General features: G+C 40.5%; 19 protein-coding genes. 13 read left to right on the top strand and 6 right to left on the bottom strand.

Annotation, left to right across the window (positions count from 1 at the left end):
- Positions 1-36 precede the first annotated feature (36 nt).
- The 5 genes from ABIN91_RS05990 to ABIN91_RS05970 form a co-directional block, all read right to left on the bottom strand.
- The gene (locus ABIN91_RS05990) at positions 37-651 is read right to left on the bottom strand and encodes a Crp/Fnr family transcriptional regulator (RefSeq protein WP_348049497.1); all 615 of its coding nucleotides are present in this window, start codon (positions 649-651) and stop codon (positions 37-39) included.
- Complete coding sequence (locus tag ABIN91_RS05985; RefSeq protein WP_348049495.1) at positions 639-1,493, bottom strand: UbiA-like polyprenyltransferase; 855 nt, start codon at positions 1,491-1,493, stop codon at positions 639-641. The genes ABIN91_RS05990 and ABIN91_RS05985 overlap by 13 nt, the downstream gene beginning before the upstream one ends.
- A 105-nt stretch (positions 1,494-1,598) precedes the next feature.
- Positions 1,599-2,243, bottom strand: a complete 645-nt coding sequence (gene yihA / locus ABIN91_RS05980) for a ribosome biogenesis GTP-binding protein YihA/YsxC (RefSeq protein ID WP_348049493.1) — start codon at positions 2,241-2,243, stop codon at positions 1,599-1,601.
- Positions 2,244-2,259: 16 nt separating this feature from the next.
- Positions 2,260-4,983: a TonB-dependent receptor gene (locus tag ABIN91_RS05975; protein ID WP_348049491.1), complete on the bottom strand. Its 2,724-nt coding sequence runs from the start codon at positions 4,981-4,983 to the stop codon at positions 2,260-2,262.
- Positions 4,984-5,100: 117 nt separating this feature from the next.
- Positions 5,101-7,875, bottom strand: a complete 2,775-nt coding sequence (locus tag ABIN91_RS05970; protein ID WP_348049489.1) for a TonB-dependent receptor — start codon at positions 7,873-7,875, stop codon at positions 5,101-5,103.
- A gap of 133 nt (positions 7,876-8,008) precedes the next feature.
- Here ABIN91_RS05970 and ABIN91_RS05965 point away from each other — a divergent pair, with 133 nt between their 5' ends.
- The 10 genes from ABIN91_RS05965 (at position 8,009) to ABIN91_RS05920 (ending at position 15,158) form a co-directional block, all read left to right on the top strand.
- Complete coding sequence (locus ABIN91_RS05965) at positions 8,009-8,380, top strand: hypothetical protein (protein ID WP_348049487.1); 372 nt, start codon at positions 8,009-8,011, stop codon at positions 8,378-8,380.
- Between the two features lie 77 nt (positions 8,381-8,457).
- Complete coding sequence (locus ABIN91_RS05960; protein WP_348049485.1) at positions 8,458-8,949, top strand: VOC family protein; 492 nt, start codon at positions 8,458-8,460, stop codon at positions 8,947-8,949.
- Between the two features lie 149 nt (positions 8,950-9,098).
- Positions 9,099-9,830 (top strand): bifunctional demethylmenaquinone methyltransferase/2-methoxy-6-polyprenyl-1,4-benzoquinol methylase UbiE, encoded by a 732-nt coding sequence (gene ubiE / locus ABIN91_RS05955; RefSeq protein ID WP_348049483.1) that lies wholly within the window; start codon positions 9,099-9,101, stop codon positions 9,828-9,830.
- On the top strand, positions 9,827-10,561 hold the full coding sequence (locus tag ABIN91_RS05950; RefSeq protein WP_348049481.1) for an outer membrane beta-barrel protein: 735 nt from the start codon (positions 9,827-9,829) through the stop codon (positions 10,559-10,561). Before ubiE ends, ABIN91_RS05950 begins: the two co-directional genes overlap by 4 nt.
- Positions 10,562-10,611: 50 nt before the next feature.
- A complete protein-coding gene (locus tag ABIN91_RS05945; RefSeq protein ID WP_348049479.1) occupies positions 10,612-11,370 on the top strand; it encodes an SDR family NAD(P)-dependent oxidoreductase in 759 nt (252 codons plus the stop codon).
- 84 nt (positions 11,371-11,454) lie between these two features.
- Entirely contained in the window at positions 11,455-11,904 is a 450-nt protein-coding gene (locus ABIN91_RS05940; RefSeq protein WP_348049477.1) for a GatB/YqeY domain-containing protein, read from the top strand.
- A gap of 123 nt (positions 11,905-12,027) precedes the next feature.
- Positions 12,028-12,789 (top strand): alpha/beta hydrolase, encoded by a 762-nt coding sequence (locus ABIN91_RS05935; protein ID WP_348049475.1) that lies wholly within the window; start codon positions 12,028-12,030, stop codon positions 12,787-12,789.
- A 1-nt stretch (position 12,790) separates the two neighbouring features.
- Positions 12,791-13,453, top strand: coding sequence for a CBS domain-containing protein (locus ABIN91_RS05930; protein ID WP_348049473.1), 663 nt, complete (start codon positions 12,791-12,793; stop codon positions 13,451-13,453).
- Positions 13,454-13,462: 9 nt separating this feature from the next.
- Positions 13,463-14,344, top strand: coding sequence for an NAD kinase (locus tag ABIN91_RS05925; protein WP_348049471.1), 882 nt, complete (start codon positions 13,463-13,465; stop codon positions 14,342-14,344).
- A gap of 19 nt (positions 14,345-14,363) precedes the next feature.
- Positions 14,364-15,158 (top strand): DUF6089 family protein, encoded by a 795-nt coding sequence (locus ABIN91_RS05920; protein ID WP_348049469.1) that lies wholly within the window; start codon positions 14,364-14,366, stop codon positions 15,156-15,158.
- Positions 15,159-15,214: 56 nt separating this feature from the next.
- On the opposite strand, the gene ABIN91_RS05915 is transcribed toward ABIN91_RS05920, so the two are convergent.
- Positions 15,215-15,616: a hypothetical protein gene (locus ABIN91_RS05915; RefSeq protein WP_348049467.1), complete on the bottom strand. Its 402-nt coding sequence runs from the start codon at positions 15,614-15,616 to the stop codon at positions 15,215-15,217.
- 401 nt (positions 15,617-16,017) lie between these two features.
- Between ABIN91_RS05915 and ABIN91_RS05910 the strand changes: the two genes are divergently transcribed.
- The 3 genes from ABIN91_RS05910 to ABIN91_RS05900 all read left to right on the top strand — a co-directional run bounded on the left by ABIN91_RS05910 (position 16,018) and on the right by ABIN91_RS05900 (position 19,989).
- Positions 16,018-16,758: an isoprenyl transferase gene (locus ABIN91_RS05910; RefSeq protein ID WP_348049465.1), complete on the top strand. Its 741-nt coding sequence runs from the start codon at positions 16,018-16,020 to the stop codon at positions 16,756-16,758.
- 62 nt (positions 16,759-16,820) lie between these two features.
- Positions 16,821-19,373 carry an outer membrane protein assembly factor BamA gene (gene bamA / locus ABIN91_RS05905; RefSeq protein WP_348049463.1) on the top strand — a complete coding sequence of 851 codons (2,553 nt, stop codon included), beginning with the start codon at positions 16,821-16,823 and terminating at the stop codon, positions 19,371-19,373.
- Between the two features lie 85 nt (positions 19,374-19,458).
- Entirely contained in the window at positions 19,459-19,989 is a 531-nt protein-coding gene (locus tag ABIN91_RS05900) for an OmpH family outer membrane protein (protein WP_348049461.1), read from the top strand.
- The last annotated feature ends 1 nt before the right edge of the window (position 19,990 follow it).

Here is a 19,990-nt window from a genome sequence, read left to right as displayed (position 1 = left end):
CAGGTGGAAAGGTTTAGGCTTAAAGTAAGAATAGTGTTACTTAACAACAGGTTCCATGATGCGTTTCCTTATCCGGGATAAGGAAACGGGAGTTATACCTAAAAAATTAGCTATATAATGCTGGGGGATGTTCTGAATAATATTTTTGCCGTATTGCAGTAATTGCAGGTAACGCTCTTCGGGCGATTGGGTTACAAACGATAGTACACGATCTTCATAGCAACAGGCCAGGTATTCGCCCATTAATCGGCCAAAGCGTTCCATTTTATAGCCAAGTTTGGGGTGCTTATACAAATCCTGCATAGCAGCATAACTTAGGGTGATCAATTCGGTTTCTTCCAAAGCCTCCAAGGTAACAATGCCCGGCTGGCGCGTTAAAAAACTTTTGTACGAACTGACCATGTCGTTAGCAAAACCAAAGTAATTGGTTATCTCGTTACCATCCTTCACCACAAAATACCGTACCAGGCCCGATACCATAAAGCCAATATCATTACAAACTTTACCTGCAGGGAAAAAATGTTCTTTTTTTCGGAGATTTTTAAAACGGAGATATGATTGGAATATTTGCCATTCTTCATCTGTGAAAACTACAAAGGCTTCCAGCTGCTGGCGGTAAAGCCCAAATTTATTATCTATCAGCGTACCCACAACCTATCAATCAAAAAGAATACCGCGAACACCACACTCGCAATCCCGTTGGTAGTCATAAAAGCGAAGTTAACCCGGCTTAGGTCGTTAGGTTTAACCAGCATGTGCTGATAGGTAAGCATGCAGCAAAAGAAAATGATCCCGATATAATAGGGCCATCCCACCAAAGTGAAAAATACCGGCATCACAATAAATATAGCCGATAACACATGCAGGAAAGTAGATAACCTTAGCGCATTCACTTTACCTAAATAAGCAGGTATCGAATGTAGCTTTTCGGCACGGTCAAAGTCCTCATCCTGCAAAGCGTAAATAATATCAAAACCGCTCACCCAGCACAAAACCGATAGCGAAAAAAATACCGGCAGCAAAGCAAACTCACCCGTAACAACCAAATAAGCGCCAATAGGGGCAAGGGACAAACCCAAACCCAAAACCAAATGGCAAAGCGCCGTAAAACGTTTGGTAGCGCTATACCCCAAAACAACCAGCAAAGCCACCGGCGAAAGGTAAAAGCACAAACTATTGATAAACCAGGTTGTACTTACAAACAAAGCGCAATTGATTAAAGTGAAGGTCAAAGCCGCGTTAGCCGTTAATCTCCCTGCCGGGATATCACGCACCTTGGTACGTGGGTTCTTCGCATCAATATCACGGTCTAAATAACGGTTAAAGGCCATAGCCGAGTTACGCGCGAACACCATACACATTACCATAAAAAGCAGTTTTTGCCATTCAAAGGTGTGCGTAGTAGTGGTTACCGCCAAAAAAAAGCCAATAAAGGCAAACGGCATAGCAAATATGGTATGCGAAAACGTAACTAAGGATAAATACTTTTTCATTTCTAATAACAATTCAAAATCTCAAATTACCAAAAGTGGGCCATGTGGGATTCCCCCTCTCTCGAGAGGGGCGGAGGGGTGTGTCCTTCCGCCATACATTATACGTTACAATGTCTTCTTATAAGCCTCATAAGCCGCCGAAACAGCTTTATAATCAAATTGCTGATTAACAGATCCCACAAAGTTCAAAACTTCTTCCCGGCCGCTCTGTAACTCTGCCGATGTAATAAATAAAGTAGGTACTTCGTCAAAAGTAGCCAGTAAAGCCTTCTTAAATTTGCTTACATTCTGGTCCGTTTTTGTGTTTGATTGCTTATCAGCCTTCGTAAATATCAGCGAGAACGGGATACTCTTTTCACCCAGCCAGTTACAAAACTCAAGGTCTATTTTCTGTGGCTCTAACCTGCTGTCTATTAAAACAAAAACACACTGCAAGCTTTCACGCTTATCTAAATAAGTGCGGATAAATTTATTCCAGTCTTCCTTTTTACTTTTAGATATCCGCGCGTAACCATAGCCCGGTAAATCAACAATATACCATTTTTCGTTAATTAAAAAGTGATTAATTAGTTGGGTTTTACCCGGCGTTTGCGATGTTTTGGCCAAGCCATGTTTGTTCACCAGCATATTGATCAGCGATGATTTACCAACGTTTGATCGGCCTATAAATGCATATTCGGGTAATACCGGTGGTGGTAGTTTTGATACCTGGGTATTGCTGCAAATAAAATCGGCAGTTTTTACAATCATGCCACAAAGTTAACGCTTATTTGGTTATGGTTTTGTTAAACTTGAATTGTAGTGTTAACAGAAAGTACCTTTTCAATATTTGCGATTGCGAATCGGTAATGGAATTTTCGTTAGCATAGCGGTATGCGTTCACATTCTGATTGAAAATATCATAGCATGATAACTTGATTTCGCCCCGGTCTTTTTTCAACAACTGCCTGGCCACGGTCATGCTCACCAGGTTTATGCTCCGCTGAAAACCATCGCTCACCAAAGGGTTATAAGTGTAGTTATAACTGCCTTCCAAATCTATTTTTTGCGGCAAGTGCGCAGTTAACCGCGAGTCAATACTATGCGTGGTATAGCTTAAACCCGAGTAATTTACGCGGGTATATTGGGTAATATTACGAGAAATACTATAACTCGGCTCTAATTCTAACTTATCGTTCCAGTTAAGCGAAAAATTTTGGTATAGGCCTAAATAATAATTTGTTTGATAACCTTCATCTGCATTAAGCTGAAAAAACCGGTGATTCATGTTGCCATAAAAACCTCCTGATGTACTAAAAGTAAGTTCATGGTTTTTTTTGAAACTTTTACCATAACCAGCGCCTGCATACATATTATATTGCCCGTCGCGGTTAATCGGTCTGCTGGTTTGCGCACCCAGTGTACTTATTGTTCTTTGCCTGTAAATGCTGTTTTGCTCTATAGTTCCGCTGATGTTGAATCTTAAATTTACCCGGCTCTCGGGGTTATATTTATAATAATTGGCATTAAAGTTATTACGCCGGGTTGGTTTCAGATCAGGGTTTCCGGTAAAGGTGTATAACGAACTGGATACTAATTTAATAGGTTGCAGATCACTGATACTTGGCTGCGAAACGCTCACATCATAACCTAACGAAATATCTCCAGTTCGTAATTGCACACTCGGTAAAAAGAACAGATAGTTTTGATCCAGATCGCTGATGTTTTTATTGAACTGATTTTTAATTTGCTGCCATTGCGCCGTTAACCCTACAATAAGCGAAGTTTTTTTAGTGATATTATAAGTGAAGCCGGGCCGTATCCCTTCTGTTTTTTGATAACGGGTAGCATCGGTACTTAAACTATCAATATAGATTGAGTATTGGTTGCTTGCCGGGTTAAAATCATAGGTAAAAAGATTACCACCCTGCTGACTATAATTACCACTAACTCCTATATCCGCAATCAGTTTTTTGGTGAAAGGATACCTGTAGCTTACATTTAAACTCGCTGTTGTGTTTTTAGAGTTCCGCTGCGCATATCGGGTTAACGAGTCGGATGGCTGCGTTGGTGTAAACGATATAAGATCATTACCATAGTGATTATTGGTAACACCCGGGTTAATATTCAGGTTATGTGTTATCGTTATCGATTCAAATTTCTTCTTTAACCTGCGGTAATAACTAAACGAATGCTGAAACTGTACACTGTTGCTTTCATAATCAGATACATTGGTATTGTGGCTAATACGTGGTATCAAGTAGCTATTCCGGTCGGCAATGGAGTTACCCGTTGTTTGGCTGTTGCTGATGCTTAACAGCGGGTTATACTTAATTTGAGTCGCGGTATCGGCCTGCCATTTTAAACTAAAGCTCAGGTTATGCTTATTATCTGTAGCCTTACTGCTATAAACAGATTGGGTAGTTAAAGTATCTTTCGGAAAAAACTGTTGATTATTGCTTTGGTTATTATTGATGGTTTGTGTACGGCTGTAAAAGTAAACCAGGTTTAGCTTTAACTTTTTTCCGTAATCGTTATTAATGTTGAAGCCTCCTGTAGCTACACTTTGTATACCGCCGTAGCTACTGCCGCCAAACGTTGTACCCTGGTTCAATACGTTATCGCCAGATCGATTAAATCCCCCAGCCTCGTACAGGTCCTCGCGCGAGAAGCCGGTTTTATTTAGATTATTGCCAACCCCAATCAAACTGATCTGCAAAGTATCTCTAAATATGTTGTACAAACCACCCGCTTCAAATCGCCCTTGGGTACCGGCCCCCGCATATACTTTGCCAAATATGCTTTTTTTGAGCGCCTTTTTAAATTTTAGGTTAATGATCTTGTCTACTTTAGAATCCTCAATCAAATGGTCCGGGTCATTCTCCCGGTCATCATAAACCTGCACCTTATCAATTAACGATGCATCCAAATTTTTTGTGGCTATTTTAGGATCGTTGGCAAAAAACTCCTTGCCATCTATCATAATCTTGCTTACGCTTTTTCCGTTAACCGTGATCGTACCTTTATTATCAACCTCAACGCCGGGTAATTTCTTCAGTAACTCTTCAACCACGGCATTGGGCCGTGTTTTAAATGCTTCGGCGTTAAACTCGATGGTGTCTTTTCTGATCACGATAGGTACCCGTTCCCCCGTTATCGCTATTTCTTTTAATTGCCTCGGATTTAAAACTATCTTACCCAGATCTACATTTACCCCCTTCACAAGCGTAAGTGTTTTACGATAGGGCATATAACCAACAAAAGTGATCAAAACCTTTAATGATATGCCCGATGGTAAATTATGAAGTGTAAACACCCCGTTCTTATCACTTAATGTGTACGATATCAATGAGCTTAAAGTGTCTTTAGGATTCAAAACCGCTACCGTGGCCAACTCAACCGGTGCCGCGCTCAACGAGTCAACAACCTTACCCGTCAGGTTCGATCGGTTTTGAGCTTTGCCAATGAACGTGCCGCTTAGTAAAAACAGCAGCAATAAATATTTATACATTAAAATTAGATAAGGTTGGTTTGATATCCGTAAATATGCTTATAATATTCATCAAGTATCTGCAATACAAGCTATCTAAGTATGATTTAACAATTATTAACTGTTTTTAACCAAAAATTACATTAGCCTCATCATCGGCCCCATATTAAACGAAGGCTTTGGCTTCTCGTCGGCTTTTGAGGTCGATTTCATAAACCTGTACTGGAAGGTTAACAAAAAGTATCTTTTTATGATCTGCGATTGCGTGTCGGTTATGTTGTTCTCAAATATAATCCGGTTTGTGCCAATGGCCTGATTCAAAATATCGTAGCACGATAATTTAAGCTCGCCATGATCTTTTTTCAGGAATGAGTGTGCTACACTGATGCTCAACAGATTCGAGCTTTTTTGAAAACCTGGTGAAACCTGCGGATTGTAATTATAGGTATAATTGCCCTCCCAATTGATATGTACCGGCCAGTATACGTTGAAATGAGTATCTGCCGTGTGAGTTGCATTGTTTACCGGGTTAAGTGCTATACCGGTATACTCCGATCGTGAATAACGCAGCGAATATCGCGGTTCAATCTCAATTATGTCATTCCAGTTGATTCCGAAGTTTTGACTGTAACTTATATAATATGAATTTTGATAACCGTCCACATGGTTCAATTCAAAAAAATTATGGTTTTTGCTTAGCGAAAAATTAGTGCCGGTACTAAAAATAATGCCGTGCTGCTTTTTAAAACGTTTGTTAAAATAGACTTGCCCCGTAATATTATAACGTCCGTCCATGTTGAGGGGGGTACTTGTCTCGACACCAAACGCATCAAGCGTGCGCTCCCTGAATATGCCGTCGTGGTCTATCCCCAGATGCGCTGTAAGGCTCAAACTCGTTTGCCTTTGCGGGTTATATCCAAAATAAACTACATTGTAATTATCTGATCGGGTTGGCCGTAAGTTAGGGTTCCCGGTAACGGAATATAACGGACTAAAAACCACCGAATAAGGCACTAAATCACCAATGTTAGGTGTGTTAAAGCTTCTGCTATAGCTAAAGGTAGTTTGTTTATAACGTAACTGCGCGTTAGGGAGCAGCGCAAAATACGATCGGTTAATATCGGCATAGCCCCTATCAAACTGGTTGTTTACGTTCATATACTGTGCGTTGAAGCCACCCTGGAACGATAGCTTCTCACTGATATTATAGGCTATACCCGCGTTGGTATTGTTGGTCCATAAGTTGCGGGTAAGAGCAGTGCTCAAAATTTGTAAAAAGGTATCATAATTGCCCGTGGCAGGGTCGCGGTCAAAAGTGGCAGTATTGTTTACCTGGTGATTGTAACTTTCCGCTTCCGAGATGCTTAACGTTATTTTTTTGCTCACCGGATAACGATAAGCAATGCTAAGGCCGGTGCCTGTAGCGCGGTTATCGGTATTGCCGCGCCTGCTTAGTAAATATGATGGGAAGGTTGATACATAAGAAGTTAACCCGTTCTCGTTATAAGATATGCCGCCACTTGGCTCAACACGCAACTCGTTGCTGATACTGATAGACTCGCCCGACTTTTTAAGCTGGCGGTTGTACGATATAGCCTGAGCAAACTGCAGATTATGATTATTGGTACTATCGTTAGTAAAGGTTTGATTAAGCCGCGACACATAATTACTGAAACTGTTACCGGTTGTATTATTGCCCGAATTATTTGTAGTGTAGCTAAAGCCTGGTGCATAAGTAAATTCGGTAGCATCGTTAGGGTGCCAGCGCAAGGTAGCGCTTAGGTTATGCCTATCAGTAGTGTTAACACGTGTAGTTATGCTGTTATTAACCAGATCGGTATCGTGTAAAAATTGCTGTTTGTTGGTAAGGCTGCTAAAGTTGTTAATGTTGTGGTTATAGTAGTACGATAAGTTTATTTTTAACTTTTTACCATAGTCGGTATTGATATTTACGCCCGTGGATGTGGTTTTTTGTATACCATTTATCTGTGCAGCGCCAAAACTGGGGTTGCCAAAGCCGCTGCCGCCACCACGGTTAATGCCGCCTAATTCGTGCAGGTCGTTATACGAAAAACCAGTATTGTTAAGGTTGTTGGATTGGCCTATAACACTTACCTGCAAAGTATCGCGGAACATGTTGATGAGCCCGCCGGTATTGTAGCGCTGCTCGGTGCCTGCGCCACCATATACTTTACCAAATATGGCTTTACGAAAAGGCTTTTTAAACTTAAGGTTTATTATTTTTTTAACATCGCTCGCAGGTATTAAGTGGTCGGGGTCGTTCTCGCGGTCGTCATATATCTGTACTTTGTCTATCAGGTCGGCGTCAAGGTTTTTGGTAGCGATGGTAGGGTCATTGGTGAAAAAGTCGTGCCCATCAACTGTAACTTTGCTTATGGCCTTGCCGTTAACACTTACATTGCCTTGGTGGTCAACCTCCACACCGGGTAGTTTTTTAAGCAGATCTTCAACCATAGCGTTGGGGCGGGTTTTAAAGGCCTCTGCATTAAACTCAATAGTATCTTTGCGTATCACAATAGGCGGGCGCTCGCCAACAATATCTACTTGAGCCAATTGTTTTTGCACCATGTGAACTATGCCCAGGTCAACTTCCTGAGCTTTTATCAGCGTTAAAAATTTGCGATAAGGTTGATAAGCAACAAAAGTTATTAAAAGTTTTATGGGTACACCGGCGGGCATGTTATGCAAGGTAAAGGCACCTTTTTTATCTGTCACGGTATAAGCTATGAGCGAGTTCGTGGTGTCGCGCAAATTTAAAGCCGCTACGGTGGTAAACTCCATGGGTTCATTACTGAGCGAGTCAATAACTTTACCCTTAATAACAGCCCGGTTTTGAGCCTGGCCAAATAAAATAATAGAAACAAAAAAAGTAGTCAGTAATATTTTATACATAGTGATATAATTGTAATAGGTTGAATACTCTCCTAAACTAATTATTTAGTTTTATTAAGTAACTCGCGTTAACATTTATTAAGTATTTTTAACATTGCTTAACCAAATAACTTATCGTTTTACGAGTTATGAAATGAAGAACACTCAGATTGGAATCGTCGCAATGGTTGCTCTATTATTATTTGTGGGTTGTAGCTCAAATAAAATCGGATCTCTTGATAACCGTTGGAGTAAGGATACCTGCGGTTGCTCGCGGATTAGAGATACTAAGCTTGCCGATAAACTTTTAAAAGATTATCAATTAATGAATAACACTAAAGTTGCATTTCTAAATGTATTTGGAGAACCTGATACGATAAAAGAATCAGATGGAAGTGAAGTATTGGTTTACTATTGGGGCACTGTATGTTCAAATAATAAGATAATCAAAGAATCTGACCGGTGTTATGCTGATTTCTATTTTAAAGATGATAAGCTAATTTCAAATTCATTTCCATGCGAGTAGTTTTAAAGAATAAATTGACAATACCCTAACATCATTCTAAATTATCATCCGTAATTTAGATGTTTAAACATATAATAATGGAGACTTATACAATCCCTGCCCAAACGCGCATTGGCCACGTACATTTAAAAGTGACAGACTTGCAACGCGCTTTAGATTTTTATTGCGGCGTATTGGGCTTCGAGTTAGTGACAATGTATGGCGATCAGGCCGCCTTTATATCGGCAGGGGGTTATCACCACCATATTGGTTTAAATACCTGGCATAGCAAAGGCATGGGCCCGGCACCGGTTAGAGCGGCAGGCTTATATCACACTGCTATTTTATTCCCCGAAAGGAAAGATCTTGCCGCTATTCTGCAACGATTGATAGACCTGAAATACCCCTTAACGGGAATGTCGGATCATGGAGTATCCGAAGCGATCTATCTGAACGACCCGGATCAAAACGGAGTAGAATTATATTGGGATAGACCTAAAGAACTCTGGCCAAAAGACGATAACGGCAACCTCACCATGTTCACCGAATATTTGGATGTTGAGGGTTTGTTGGGAGAATTGAAAGCTTAATGTAAGATGTATAAATGATGTAAAATGTAATAGGTAAGATGGAAGATGTTAAAATGATTTACATTTTCCATCTCACATTTTCCATAACACCTACATCTTCCATTTTACATCTTACATCTTCCATCAAAATATCTACCTTTGCCTCACTAATGAGCAAAACAGTTACTCCCTACCAAAACGAACAGGTTACCAAAAAAGAGCAGGTGGCCGATATGTTCAACAATATATCCAAAACCTACGATTTTCTCAACCACTTTATGTCGTTGGGCATCGATATCATCTGGCGTAAAAAAGCCATCAATCAGCTAAAAAAAGATCAGCCTAAGTTAATTTTGGATGTAGCCACGGGTACAGGTGATTTCGCTTTCGAAGCTTTGAAAATATTAAAGCCCGAAAAAATAATAGGTGTAGATATTTCGAGGGGGATGCTTGATGTTGCCGATCAAAAAATTGCTAAACGTGGTTTGAGTGATAAATTCGAGGTCCGCTTAGGCGATTCCGAACGTTTATTATTCGATGCCGATACTTTCGATGCGGTTACAGTAGCATACGGTGTCCGCAATTTCGAAAACCTCGAAGCTGGTTTAGCCGACATTTACCGTGTTTTAAAACCGGGAGGCAAAGCGGTTGTGTTAGAGTTTTCCAAACCCAAAGCTTTCCCAATAAAACAGTTGTACAACTTCTACTTTAACTATATCACTCCCGGCATCGGCAAAATATTTTCTAAAGATTCAAGGGCCTATTCATACCTGCCCGAATCTGTAGCCGCCTTTCCGGATGGTGAAACTTTTACCAAACTAATGGATAAAGTAGGTTTTAAAGATACCAAACATAAACCATTGGCGTTTGGTATTTGTTCCATATACACCGGCGTTAAATGATCAAAAAACTTTACCTCATTGTTTGTTTCCTGTTCATATGCGGTACAAAGTTGTACGCTCAGGTACCGGCATGGGGTGGGGGAGCCGATTATGAAGATTATGGCTTCGGTTTTCACTTTTCATATATCGGGAGTGATTTCCGCATCCTGAAAAAGGATGACTGGCGTAACCCTTATTTTTATACCGACGCAGGTAAGTACATTACCGATTCATTAACCAGCATTACATCAAGCACATCAGCCGGTTTTGGCGTAGGTTTTTTGGCCCGTTTGCGCATAACCGATAACCTGGAGGTGCGTATAACTCCCGGCCTCTCTTTTACCGATCGTAAAATATCTTACCAATATAAAACCCCGGCGCAAAATGTAGATAAAACCATCAGCGCCGCCCTGGCCGAAATACCCCTGCAATTCAAATTAAAATCCGACAGGATAGGCGATTTTAGGGTATACCTTATTGGTGGTGCAAAATATTCGTACAGCATAACCGGCCCCAAAAAAGAAGATGCCAACATGTCTCCGCTCGAAAAACTGGTGAATAATAACCGTAATTATCTATCATACGAAGCTGGTATTGGTTGCGATATCTACTTTAGCTATTTCAAGTTTTCGCCCGAGATCAAGATTTCAAACTCGTTTAAAAACATCCTCACCAACGCCGATAACCCCTATTCGAAACCAATAGACCAGCTATTTTTACATACACTGGTGTTTTCTATCTATTTCGAGTAATAGCGGGTTAGTTAAAAAAGCATAACTTCGTGCTGATTATTAATACGTCTATGTCTAAAATTGCCTTAATTACAGGTGCCACTGCCGGAATTGGTGAAGCCTGCGCTTATACATTCGCCCGCGAAGGATACAATCTGATACTAACAGGCCGCCGCCAGGATAGGCTCGAGGCTTTAGCCAAACAGCTGAATGAGCGTTACAACATCGGCATAGCCACCTGTGCTTTTGATATTCAGGATAAAGACGCTGTAGCAGCCAATTTAGAAAGTTTACCAGCCGACTTGAAAAAAGTAGACGTACTCATTAACAACGCGGGCCTAAGCCAGGGTTTAAACCCGATACAATACGGACTGATAAGCGATTGGGAAACCATGATAGACACTAACGTAAAAGGCTTATTATACGTAACCAAAATAGTATCCAACTGGATGATAGCCAACGGCTCCGGCCATATCATCAACATGGGTTCTATCGCCGGGAAAGAAATTTATGCCAACGGCAACGTATATTGTGCCAGTAAGGCCGCTGTAGATTTTTTAAACAAAGGCATGCGGGTTGATCTGTTACCTTACGGGATCAGGGTAACAGCCATACACCCGGGAGCAGTAGAAACCGAATTTTCTGAAGTTCGTTTTCACGGAGATAAGGAACGCGCCAAAAAAGTATACGATGGCCTGCAACCCCTGGTAGCCGAAGATGTAGCCGAAACCATCTGGTTTGCCGCTTCGCGCCCGGCACACGTCAACATTAACGAAATAGTGATGGTACCCACAGCGCAAGCCAACGCCACCACCTTTTTCCGAACATAATTTTAATGTGCAGATGTGCGAATATGCAGATGCGCAAATGATAAAAGGAATTAATAACCCAATAAACAATTCAACCAATCAACCATGACTTTAATAGAAAACATAGATCAGGATATAAAAAAAGCCATGTTGGCTAAACAAGCCGATGACTTGCGTGCTTTAAGAGCAATTAAAGCAGCCTTATTGGTTGCCCGTACCGAAAAAGGCGCGAGCGATGTGATCAGCGAAGAAGCAGAGATCAAAGTTTTGCAAAAATTGGCCAAGCAACGTAAAGAGTCTGCCGATATTTACAAAACCCAAAACCGCGACGATCTATACCAGATAGAAATAGAAGAATTACAGGTAATTGAAAAGTATTTACCCAAACAAATGGACCGCGCCGATATTGAAGCAGTTATCAAATGTTTGATTGAAAAGTTAGGCGTAACCTCTGTAAAAGAGATGGGCAAAGTAATAGGTGCCGCCAATAAAGAACTGGCTGGTAAAGCCGATGGTAAAACAATATCCGAAGTGGTAAAACAATTATTAAGTTAAATTATTGCTTAAATTGTTGTAACTCCATTTCAATAAACTATTTTTATGCCGGGTATAAAATTTTATACTTTACCCGTATTAAAGCATAAAAATCTTAATACAAAAAAAACACTTACAGAATATATGGATTTCGTGCTTAAAGAGGAAAACGGTTTTAGTTATATCGAAAAAGGCGAGGGCGAAGTTCTGTTGTTGCTACACGGCTTAATGGGCGCATTAAGCAATTGGGAAGACGTTATTAACGAGTTTAGTAAAGAGTATAAGGTAATAATACCGATGCTGCCAATTTACGATTTGCCCTTGTTAACTACAGGCGTTAAAACCCTGTCAAAATATGTACACCGTTTTGTTAAGTTTAAAGGCCTTAGCGATTTTGTTTTAATAGGTAACTCCTTAGGCGGCCACGTAGCTTTGATCTATACATTGGCACATCCCGCTTTAGTAAAAGCATTGGTATTAACCGGAAGCTCTGGCCTATACGAAAACGCTTTTGGAGGCTCGTTCCCCCGCAGGGAAAGCATGGCTTTTGTGCAGGAAAAAGTTGAGTATACTTTTTACGATCCTAAAACCGCTACCAAAGAACTGGTTGACGAAGTTTACGCTATGGTGAATGATCGCCATAAGGTTATTCGTATATTAGCTATGGCAAAGTCGGCCATCAGGCACAACATGGCTAAAGATGTACATAAGATTTACATGCCCACAGCGTTAATATGGGGCAAGAACGATAAAATTACACCGCCTGATGTAGCCGAGGAGTTTAATAAACTGATACCAAACTCCGAGTTGCACTGGATTGATCAATGCGGCCACGCCCCAATGATGGAGCAGCCGTTGGAATTTAACAGGTTATTGAAAGGTTTCCTGCAAAAGCTTAAAGGATAATATGTTAGCATCAGAACTACTGTCAAACGCAATGCCTCCTGCTCGATCATCCGATACGATCCAAAAGGTTATTGACCGTATGGCAGAGTTTAAGCTGAGCCATTTCCCTATAGTTAACGATGATGTTTTTTTAGGATTGGTATCCGAAGACGAACTTATTGAACAAACCGATTACAACAAACCCATAGGCGATCTATTCCTAACCTTAGTTAACCCCTATGTTGTAGAAAGCCAGCATATTTACGATGTAATGCGCCTGTTTTACGAGCAGGATCTAAGCATAGTTCCGGTTTTAGATATCCGCAAAAATTATTTAGGCGCGATATCTATCAACAGCATGAACGAATACTTTGCCAAACTCACATCAGTTGCCGAGCCGGGTGGTATCATCGTTTTAGAAATTACAAACCGCAACAACTCACTGGCGCACATGGCGCAAATAGTAGAGTCGGATAACGCGCAGGTATTGAGTTCATACCTCCGTTCTTTTCCAGATTCTACCCGTTTAGAAATAACCCTTAAAGTAAACAAGCAGGATATATCGGGCATAGTAGCCGCCTTTTTGCGCTACAACTACACCGTACAAGCCACTTTCAATTTTACCCCGGTTGACGATGATTCAATGAACCGCTACGATTCGTTGATGAATTATCTCAACCTGTAATGCAACCGCATGAAGATAGGTATTTACAGCAGGCAATTTAACGATACCGTTTTACCCTATGTGCAGCAGGTTTTTAGCGCGCTGGCACAGCACAAGGTAGAAATATATGTTTACCACGATTTGTACCAGTTCCTGTCTGGTAAAACAACAATCACGGGTACTTGTAAAACCTTCACTAAAGGCCAGCCATTGCAAGGCCTTATTGATGTATTGCTTACCCTTGGCGGGGATGGTACACTACTCGATACCGTTTCTTTCATTCGTAATTCGGGTATCCCGGTAATTGGTATCAATTTTGGCCGTTTGGGTTTTTTAGCCAGTATTAATAAGGATGATATAGCCGCGGCCATACACGCTGTTGTAAACAATGAGTTTACTTTAGATAGCCGCGTTTTGTTAAGCGTGGAATCGGAAAGTAAAGTATTTGGCGACGATAACTTCGCGCTAAACGATGTTACCTTCCACAAACGCGATGATTCGGCCATGATCACGATACACGCCTACCTTAACGGCGAGTTATTAAACTCTTACTGGGCCGATGGTATTATTGTATCAACACCAACAGGCTCAACGGCCTATGCCTTAAGTTGTGGTGGACCCATAGTTTTACCACAGTCGGGCAATATTGTAATTACCCCGGTAGCACCCCATAATTTAAATGTACGCCCCATTGTATTGGGCGACGATAGCGTACTCACCTTCGAAGTGGAATGCCGCAGCGCCAACTATTTGATCTCTTGCGATTCGCGCACTGTTGTTATCGATAGCTCTATTAAATTCAGCATCCGCAAAGCGGCATTCGAGTTAAATTTGGTGCGCCTTAATAATGAAACCTATTTAACAACGTTAAGAAACAAGTTGTTGTGGGGTATTGATGCCCGTAATTATTAAAATGTACCCGCGTTTGAATATGCCCAAATTTTTACTTCCATTTTTTATGGGTTTCATCGTACTCGCCTGCACCGCGAATGCCCAAACCTGGGAAATAGGAGCATCGGTAGGTGGCTCAGGTTACATTGGCGATTTTAATCCAAACAATCCACTCAAATTTACCGACCCGGTATTTGGCGCATTTATAAAACGCAACCTTACTGATGTGTTCTCCCTGAAGCTCGGTTATACGCATGCCACCATTTCGGGGAGCGATAGCCAATCGTCAAACCTGCAAATGCAGAACCGCAACCTTAGTTTCTTCACCAACCTGGACGAACTTAGTTTGATTGGCGAGATAAACTTTCTACCCTACATCCCACAGATCGGTAAAAATGTAATTACCCCATTTGTATTTGCGGGCATTGCAATAACCGCCTATAACCCTATGGCAACCTACAACGGTGCAGACTACGAATTGCGGGCCTTAACCACCGAGGGCCAATCAAAACCCTACAAAGAATCGGCCATAGCCATACCCTATGGCGCCGGCATCAAGTACAACGTAGGAGGCCAATTTACCTTAATTCTGGATTTGGGCTACCGTACCACCAATACAGGTTATTTAGACGATGTTTATGGCTCTTATACCGACAAAAGTACCCTAAGTACAGATATTGCCAAAATACTATCCGATCGTTCGGGAGAGCGGGCTACAGGCTACATTGGCTCAACGGGTTCACAGCGCGGCAACTTTCGTAACGATACCTATATGTTTTTAAACCTTACGGTATCATTCACCTTTTTAAGTGATAAGTGTTATAGCTTCCGTTAATGTTAAATAACAAAACTGATTTACTTAACCTGTTAATGTGTTTTTAATGTATCAGTTTAAATAACATCCACGGGTTCGGGTATATCAATACCCGGTTCGTTTTTATCTATTAGCGGCTCTATTTTCTTTTTCATCCGCAATCTATGGTCAAGTTCGCGCTTATCTATCATAAAAACAGCCGCGAACATAATTACGGCAGCCGCGTCAACAATCCTTCGTAAGGATTTTACATCAACATCAGAATCAGGGTATAAGCGCATCAGCGTGTACGATATCGCGTAAAGCACAACAATAGCTACAGCCCCCGCCGGGAATATCATGAGTTTCATTTTTAGCTTTTTCAAATAGCTCTCACGCTCGGCAATGTCATCTATTTTAGCCGCTATGAGTTTTTCATAATGCTGCTTAAAATAGAAGTAGAATGCAACAATGAAAAATATACTTAATGATGATACCATTGGTATGGGATTATGGAATATAAATATCTACAATTTACAATAAACTACCAATTGCAAATATTAAACAATTATATAAAACAAGGTTGTAACACAGGCAGCTTAAGCGGATTTTAATTGTGATGGTGGGTGATATTTGTTAAATAAAGTTAAGTCGCTTTTTCTTTTCCACCATATAATAAAAATATACAAACTAAGTTTTACCTTTGTCCCCTGAAATTTTTTAATGTATTCAGGTTTAATGGCATATAATGTGCTTATTTGGGCTTGGAAACAATATTTGATTAATTAATAAAACAACCGTTAACAGCGGATTATAAAACAATAATATAACATAGCAATGCGTTACCCGCTTTCAGGTTTTTATAATTCGGTATTTGCAGCTTAATGGCATTGATTTAATAATGGGATTTAAAGAGCAAATAGATACGGCGAGGTTACCACAGCATATAGCTGTAATTATGGATGGTAATGGCCGTTGGGCCAAAGAAAAAGGCAAACTACGCGTGTTTGGCCATCATAATGGTGTACTTTCTGTTCGTGATGTTGTTGAAGGGGCCGGCGAATTAGGCATCAAATATTTAACACTCTATACCTTCTCGTCCGAAAACTGGAACCGCCCTAAATTTGAGGTTACCGCCATTATGGAGTTGTTGATATCAACCATCAATAAAGAGATCAAAAAATTAATGGAAAACAATGTTCGCCTCAATACCATAGGCGATATGGATATGCTGCCCAAAAAGTGCAGCGATGAGTTAACCAGCGCTATTAACAAAACGGCTAACAACACTGGTTTAACACTTACCCTGGCGCTAAGCTACAGCTCACGCCGCGAAATTTTACAAGCCACACAAGCCATAGCCAAAAAGGTTGAAAGCGGCGAGTTAAAGGCTACCGATATTACCGAAGCGGTTTTTTCGCAACATTTACATACATCTAACCTGCCCGATCCGGAATTGTTAATCCGTACCAGCGGCGAATACCGCATAAGCAATTATCTGCTATGGCAAATTGCCTATGCCGAATTGTATTTTACCGATAAACTATGGCCCGATTTTAGGCGCGAAGATCTGTACGAAGCCATATTGGACTTTCAGAAGCGCGAACGCCGTTTTGGCCTTACAAGCGAGCAGGTTAACTAATATTTTTATGTTTAACACTTTTTAACAACTGTATAAATTATTTTAGCCACCAAAATATTCGAATGAATAAATTCCTTTTTGCTATTCTTTTTTCTATGTTCTGTTCTGGTGTTTGGGCACAGGTGTCAAACCAGCCCAGGCAACAATTGACCAGGCCGGGTTCTTCCGACACTTTAAGTTATCTAAATCCGAAAGATTATATTATTGGTGGTATAACAGTTAGTGGTATTCAGCATCTTGATAAAGATGTATTGATCCAGATCTCAAAATTAAACAAAGGCGATAAAATTACTATTCCCGGCGAAGCATCGTCAAACGTAATTAAAGCGTTATGGGAGCAAGGCTTGTTTGATGATGTGCAATTAAACATCACCAGGCTTACTGCTGATTCTGTTTATTTCGATATCCAGATCCTTGAGCGTCCGCGTTTATCACGCATACATTTAACAGGCATCCGCAAAGGTGAGATAGAAGATATCCAGAAAAAGCTGAATGATAAATCGGGTAAAATTGTAAACGAAAATTTACTGAATACAACTACCATCATCATTAAAAAGCATTTTAACGAAAAGGGTTATTTAAATACTACCGTAAACATCAAACAACGCAAAGACCCGGCTGATGCCAACAGTGTTATTTTGGATGTTGCCATTGATAAGAAAAAGAAAGTTAAGATCAACAGCATAACCTTTGAAGGTAATGTGGCCTTTAATCCTAAAAAATTAAAGAGTTATATGGGTAAAACCAAAGAGCGTAAATGGTATAACCTTTTCGGTTCTAAAAAATTTATGCGTGATAAGTATGAAGAGGATAAACAGGGTTTTGTAGAAAAACTGCAAGCCAAAGGTTACCGCGATGCCGAAATTATACAGGATTCAGTTTATCGCCATGATGATAATACGGTTGATATCAAGATCAAAATGTACGAAGGGCCTAAATATTACTTTGGTAATATCACCTTCTCGGGCAATGCCAAATATCCTACAAACTACTTAAATACTTTGCTTCGTATTAAAAAAGGCGAAGTGTTTAGCGAAGAAAACCTAACCAAACGCTTAAGCGGTCCAACAGCCAATAGTGATGATATTTCGTCGCTATATCTTAACGACGGTTATTTAACCTATCAGTCAGACCCTGTTCAAACCCGTATTTACAACGATACTATTGATGTGGATATTCGTATGTACGAAGGCCCTCAATACACCATTAACCGTGTATTGATAAAAGGTAACGATGTAACAAACGATAAAGTAATTCTACGTGATCTGCACACTAAGCCAGGTCAGAAATTCTCAAAAGAAGCCATTGTTCGCAGTACACGTGATATTACACAACTGGGTAACTTTGATGAGCAAAAAACAGATCCACGCCCAACCAACATTAACCCGCAAGATGGTACCGTTGATATTGTATATAACGTAGTTGAAAAACCTTCAGATCAGATCGAACTTTCGGGTGGTTTTGGTGGTGGCCAACTGGTTGGTACCTTAGGTTTAACGTTCAACAACTTCTCGCTACGTAACCTGTTTAATGGTAAGGCATACCGCCCGCTGCCTAAAGGTGATGGTCAGAAACTGAGCTTAAGAGGTCAGTCTAACGGCGAGAACTATCAAAATTATTCATTCACATTTTCTGAGCCTTGGTTAGGGGGTAAAAAACCTATTTACTTCGCATTAACAGCTTACACACAGTTAAGTTCAAACGCGTCTGTTTACGCAAGCGACGATCCCAATTATTATCACTTGAAAATTAATGGTGCAGGTATTACTTTGGGTCAGCGTTTAAAATGGCCAGATGATGCCTTCCAATTGAATTACTCATTCAATGTAGATCATTACTCTTTACAAAACTATCCGGGCTACCTGTTCAAAAATGGTACCTCATGGAACATTAAATTAACCCAGGAATTAAGCCGTAACTCTTTAGATGCGCCTATTTATCCAACATCGGGTTCAAACTTAAAGTTCACTGTACAGGTAACGCCGCCATACTCGGCATTTAACAGCACCAACTATAAAATTGCTACACCGCAAGAGCGTTACCAATTTGTTGAGTACCACAAATGGAAATTTGAAGGTCAGTGGTTCCAAAAAATATATGGTAAACTGGTATTGAAAGGTCAGGCACAGTTTGGCTTTATGGGATACTACAATAAAGATGTAGGCCAGGCACCATTTGAGCGCTTTAAATTAGGTGGTGATGGTATGCAGAGTTATCAGTTTTTGCAAGGTAGCGAGATCATCGGTTTAAGGGGTTACAAAAACTTCTCTATCGTTCCGGTTGGTTCAAACTACAATGCCGATAATAACCCGGGTAGCCCTGTGTTTAACAAATATATGTTGGAGCTTCGTCACCCTGTTATTGCCAGCCAAAGCGCTACTATTTTCTTACTGGCTTTCGCCGAAGGTGGAAACGTTTGGAATTCGTTTAGCGACTATGCTCCGTTTAACGTAAGGCGTTCGGTGGGTGTGGGTGCACGTATCTTCTTACCTATATTTGGTTTATTGGGTCTGGATTATGGTTATGGGTTTGATGCTATACCGGGTGCTCCCGATGCAAACAAAGGCCAGTTCCACTTCTCTATATCACAAAGTTTAACTGGTGGGTTTAATTAATGTATGTTGAAATTAAATAGTAAATATTTAAGAAAAGCAATATATTGCGTATTTTAACGTCAATACATTTAATATAAAACCAAAAATGAAAAAGCTGTTTTTAACCTTGAGTTTTGCTTTATTGATGAGCGCTTGCGCATTTGCTCAAAGGCTGGCATATATCGACTCTGATTATATATTGAAACATATACCCGATTATGTATCTTCACAAAAGGAGCTAAACTCGCTTTCTACCCAATGGCAAAAAGAAGTTGATGCCCGCTTTTTAGAGATCGACCGGATGTACAAAGCCTACCAGGCAGATCAGGTACTGATGACCGCTGATATGAAAAAGCGCCGCGAGAACGAGATAGTTGAAAAGGAAAAAGCAGCTAAGGATTTTCAACGCGGAAAATTTGGTCCGGATGGTGAGCTAACCCAGCGTAGCAATGCTTTGGTTAAACCTATACAGGATAGAATTGCCAAAGCCGTACAGGCCTTAGCCGAAAGCGAGAACCTGGATATGGTATTTGATAAAAACAGCGAGGTAATTATGCTTTACGCAAACCCACGCTATGACAGGAGTGCCGATATAATCACACGTTTAGGACTTAAACCCGGTGTTTTTGCTAAATAAT

Source organism: Mucilaginibacter sp. (assembly GCF_039921305.1).
GTDB lineage: Bacteria > Bacteroidota > Bacteroidia > Sphingobacteriales > Sphingobacteriaceae > Mucilaginibacter.
This window is presented reverse-complemented; position numbering and strand designations above follow the sequence as displayed.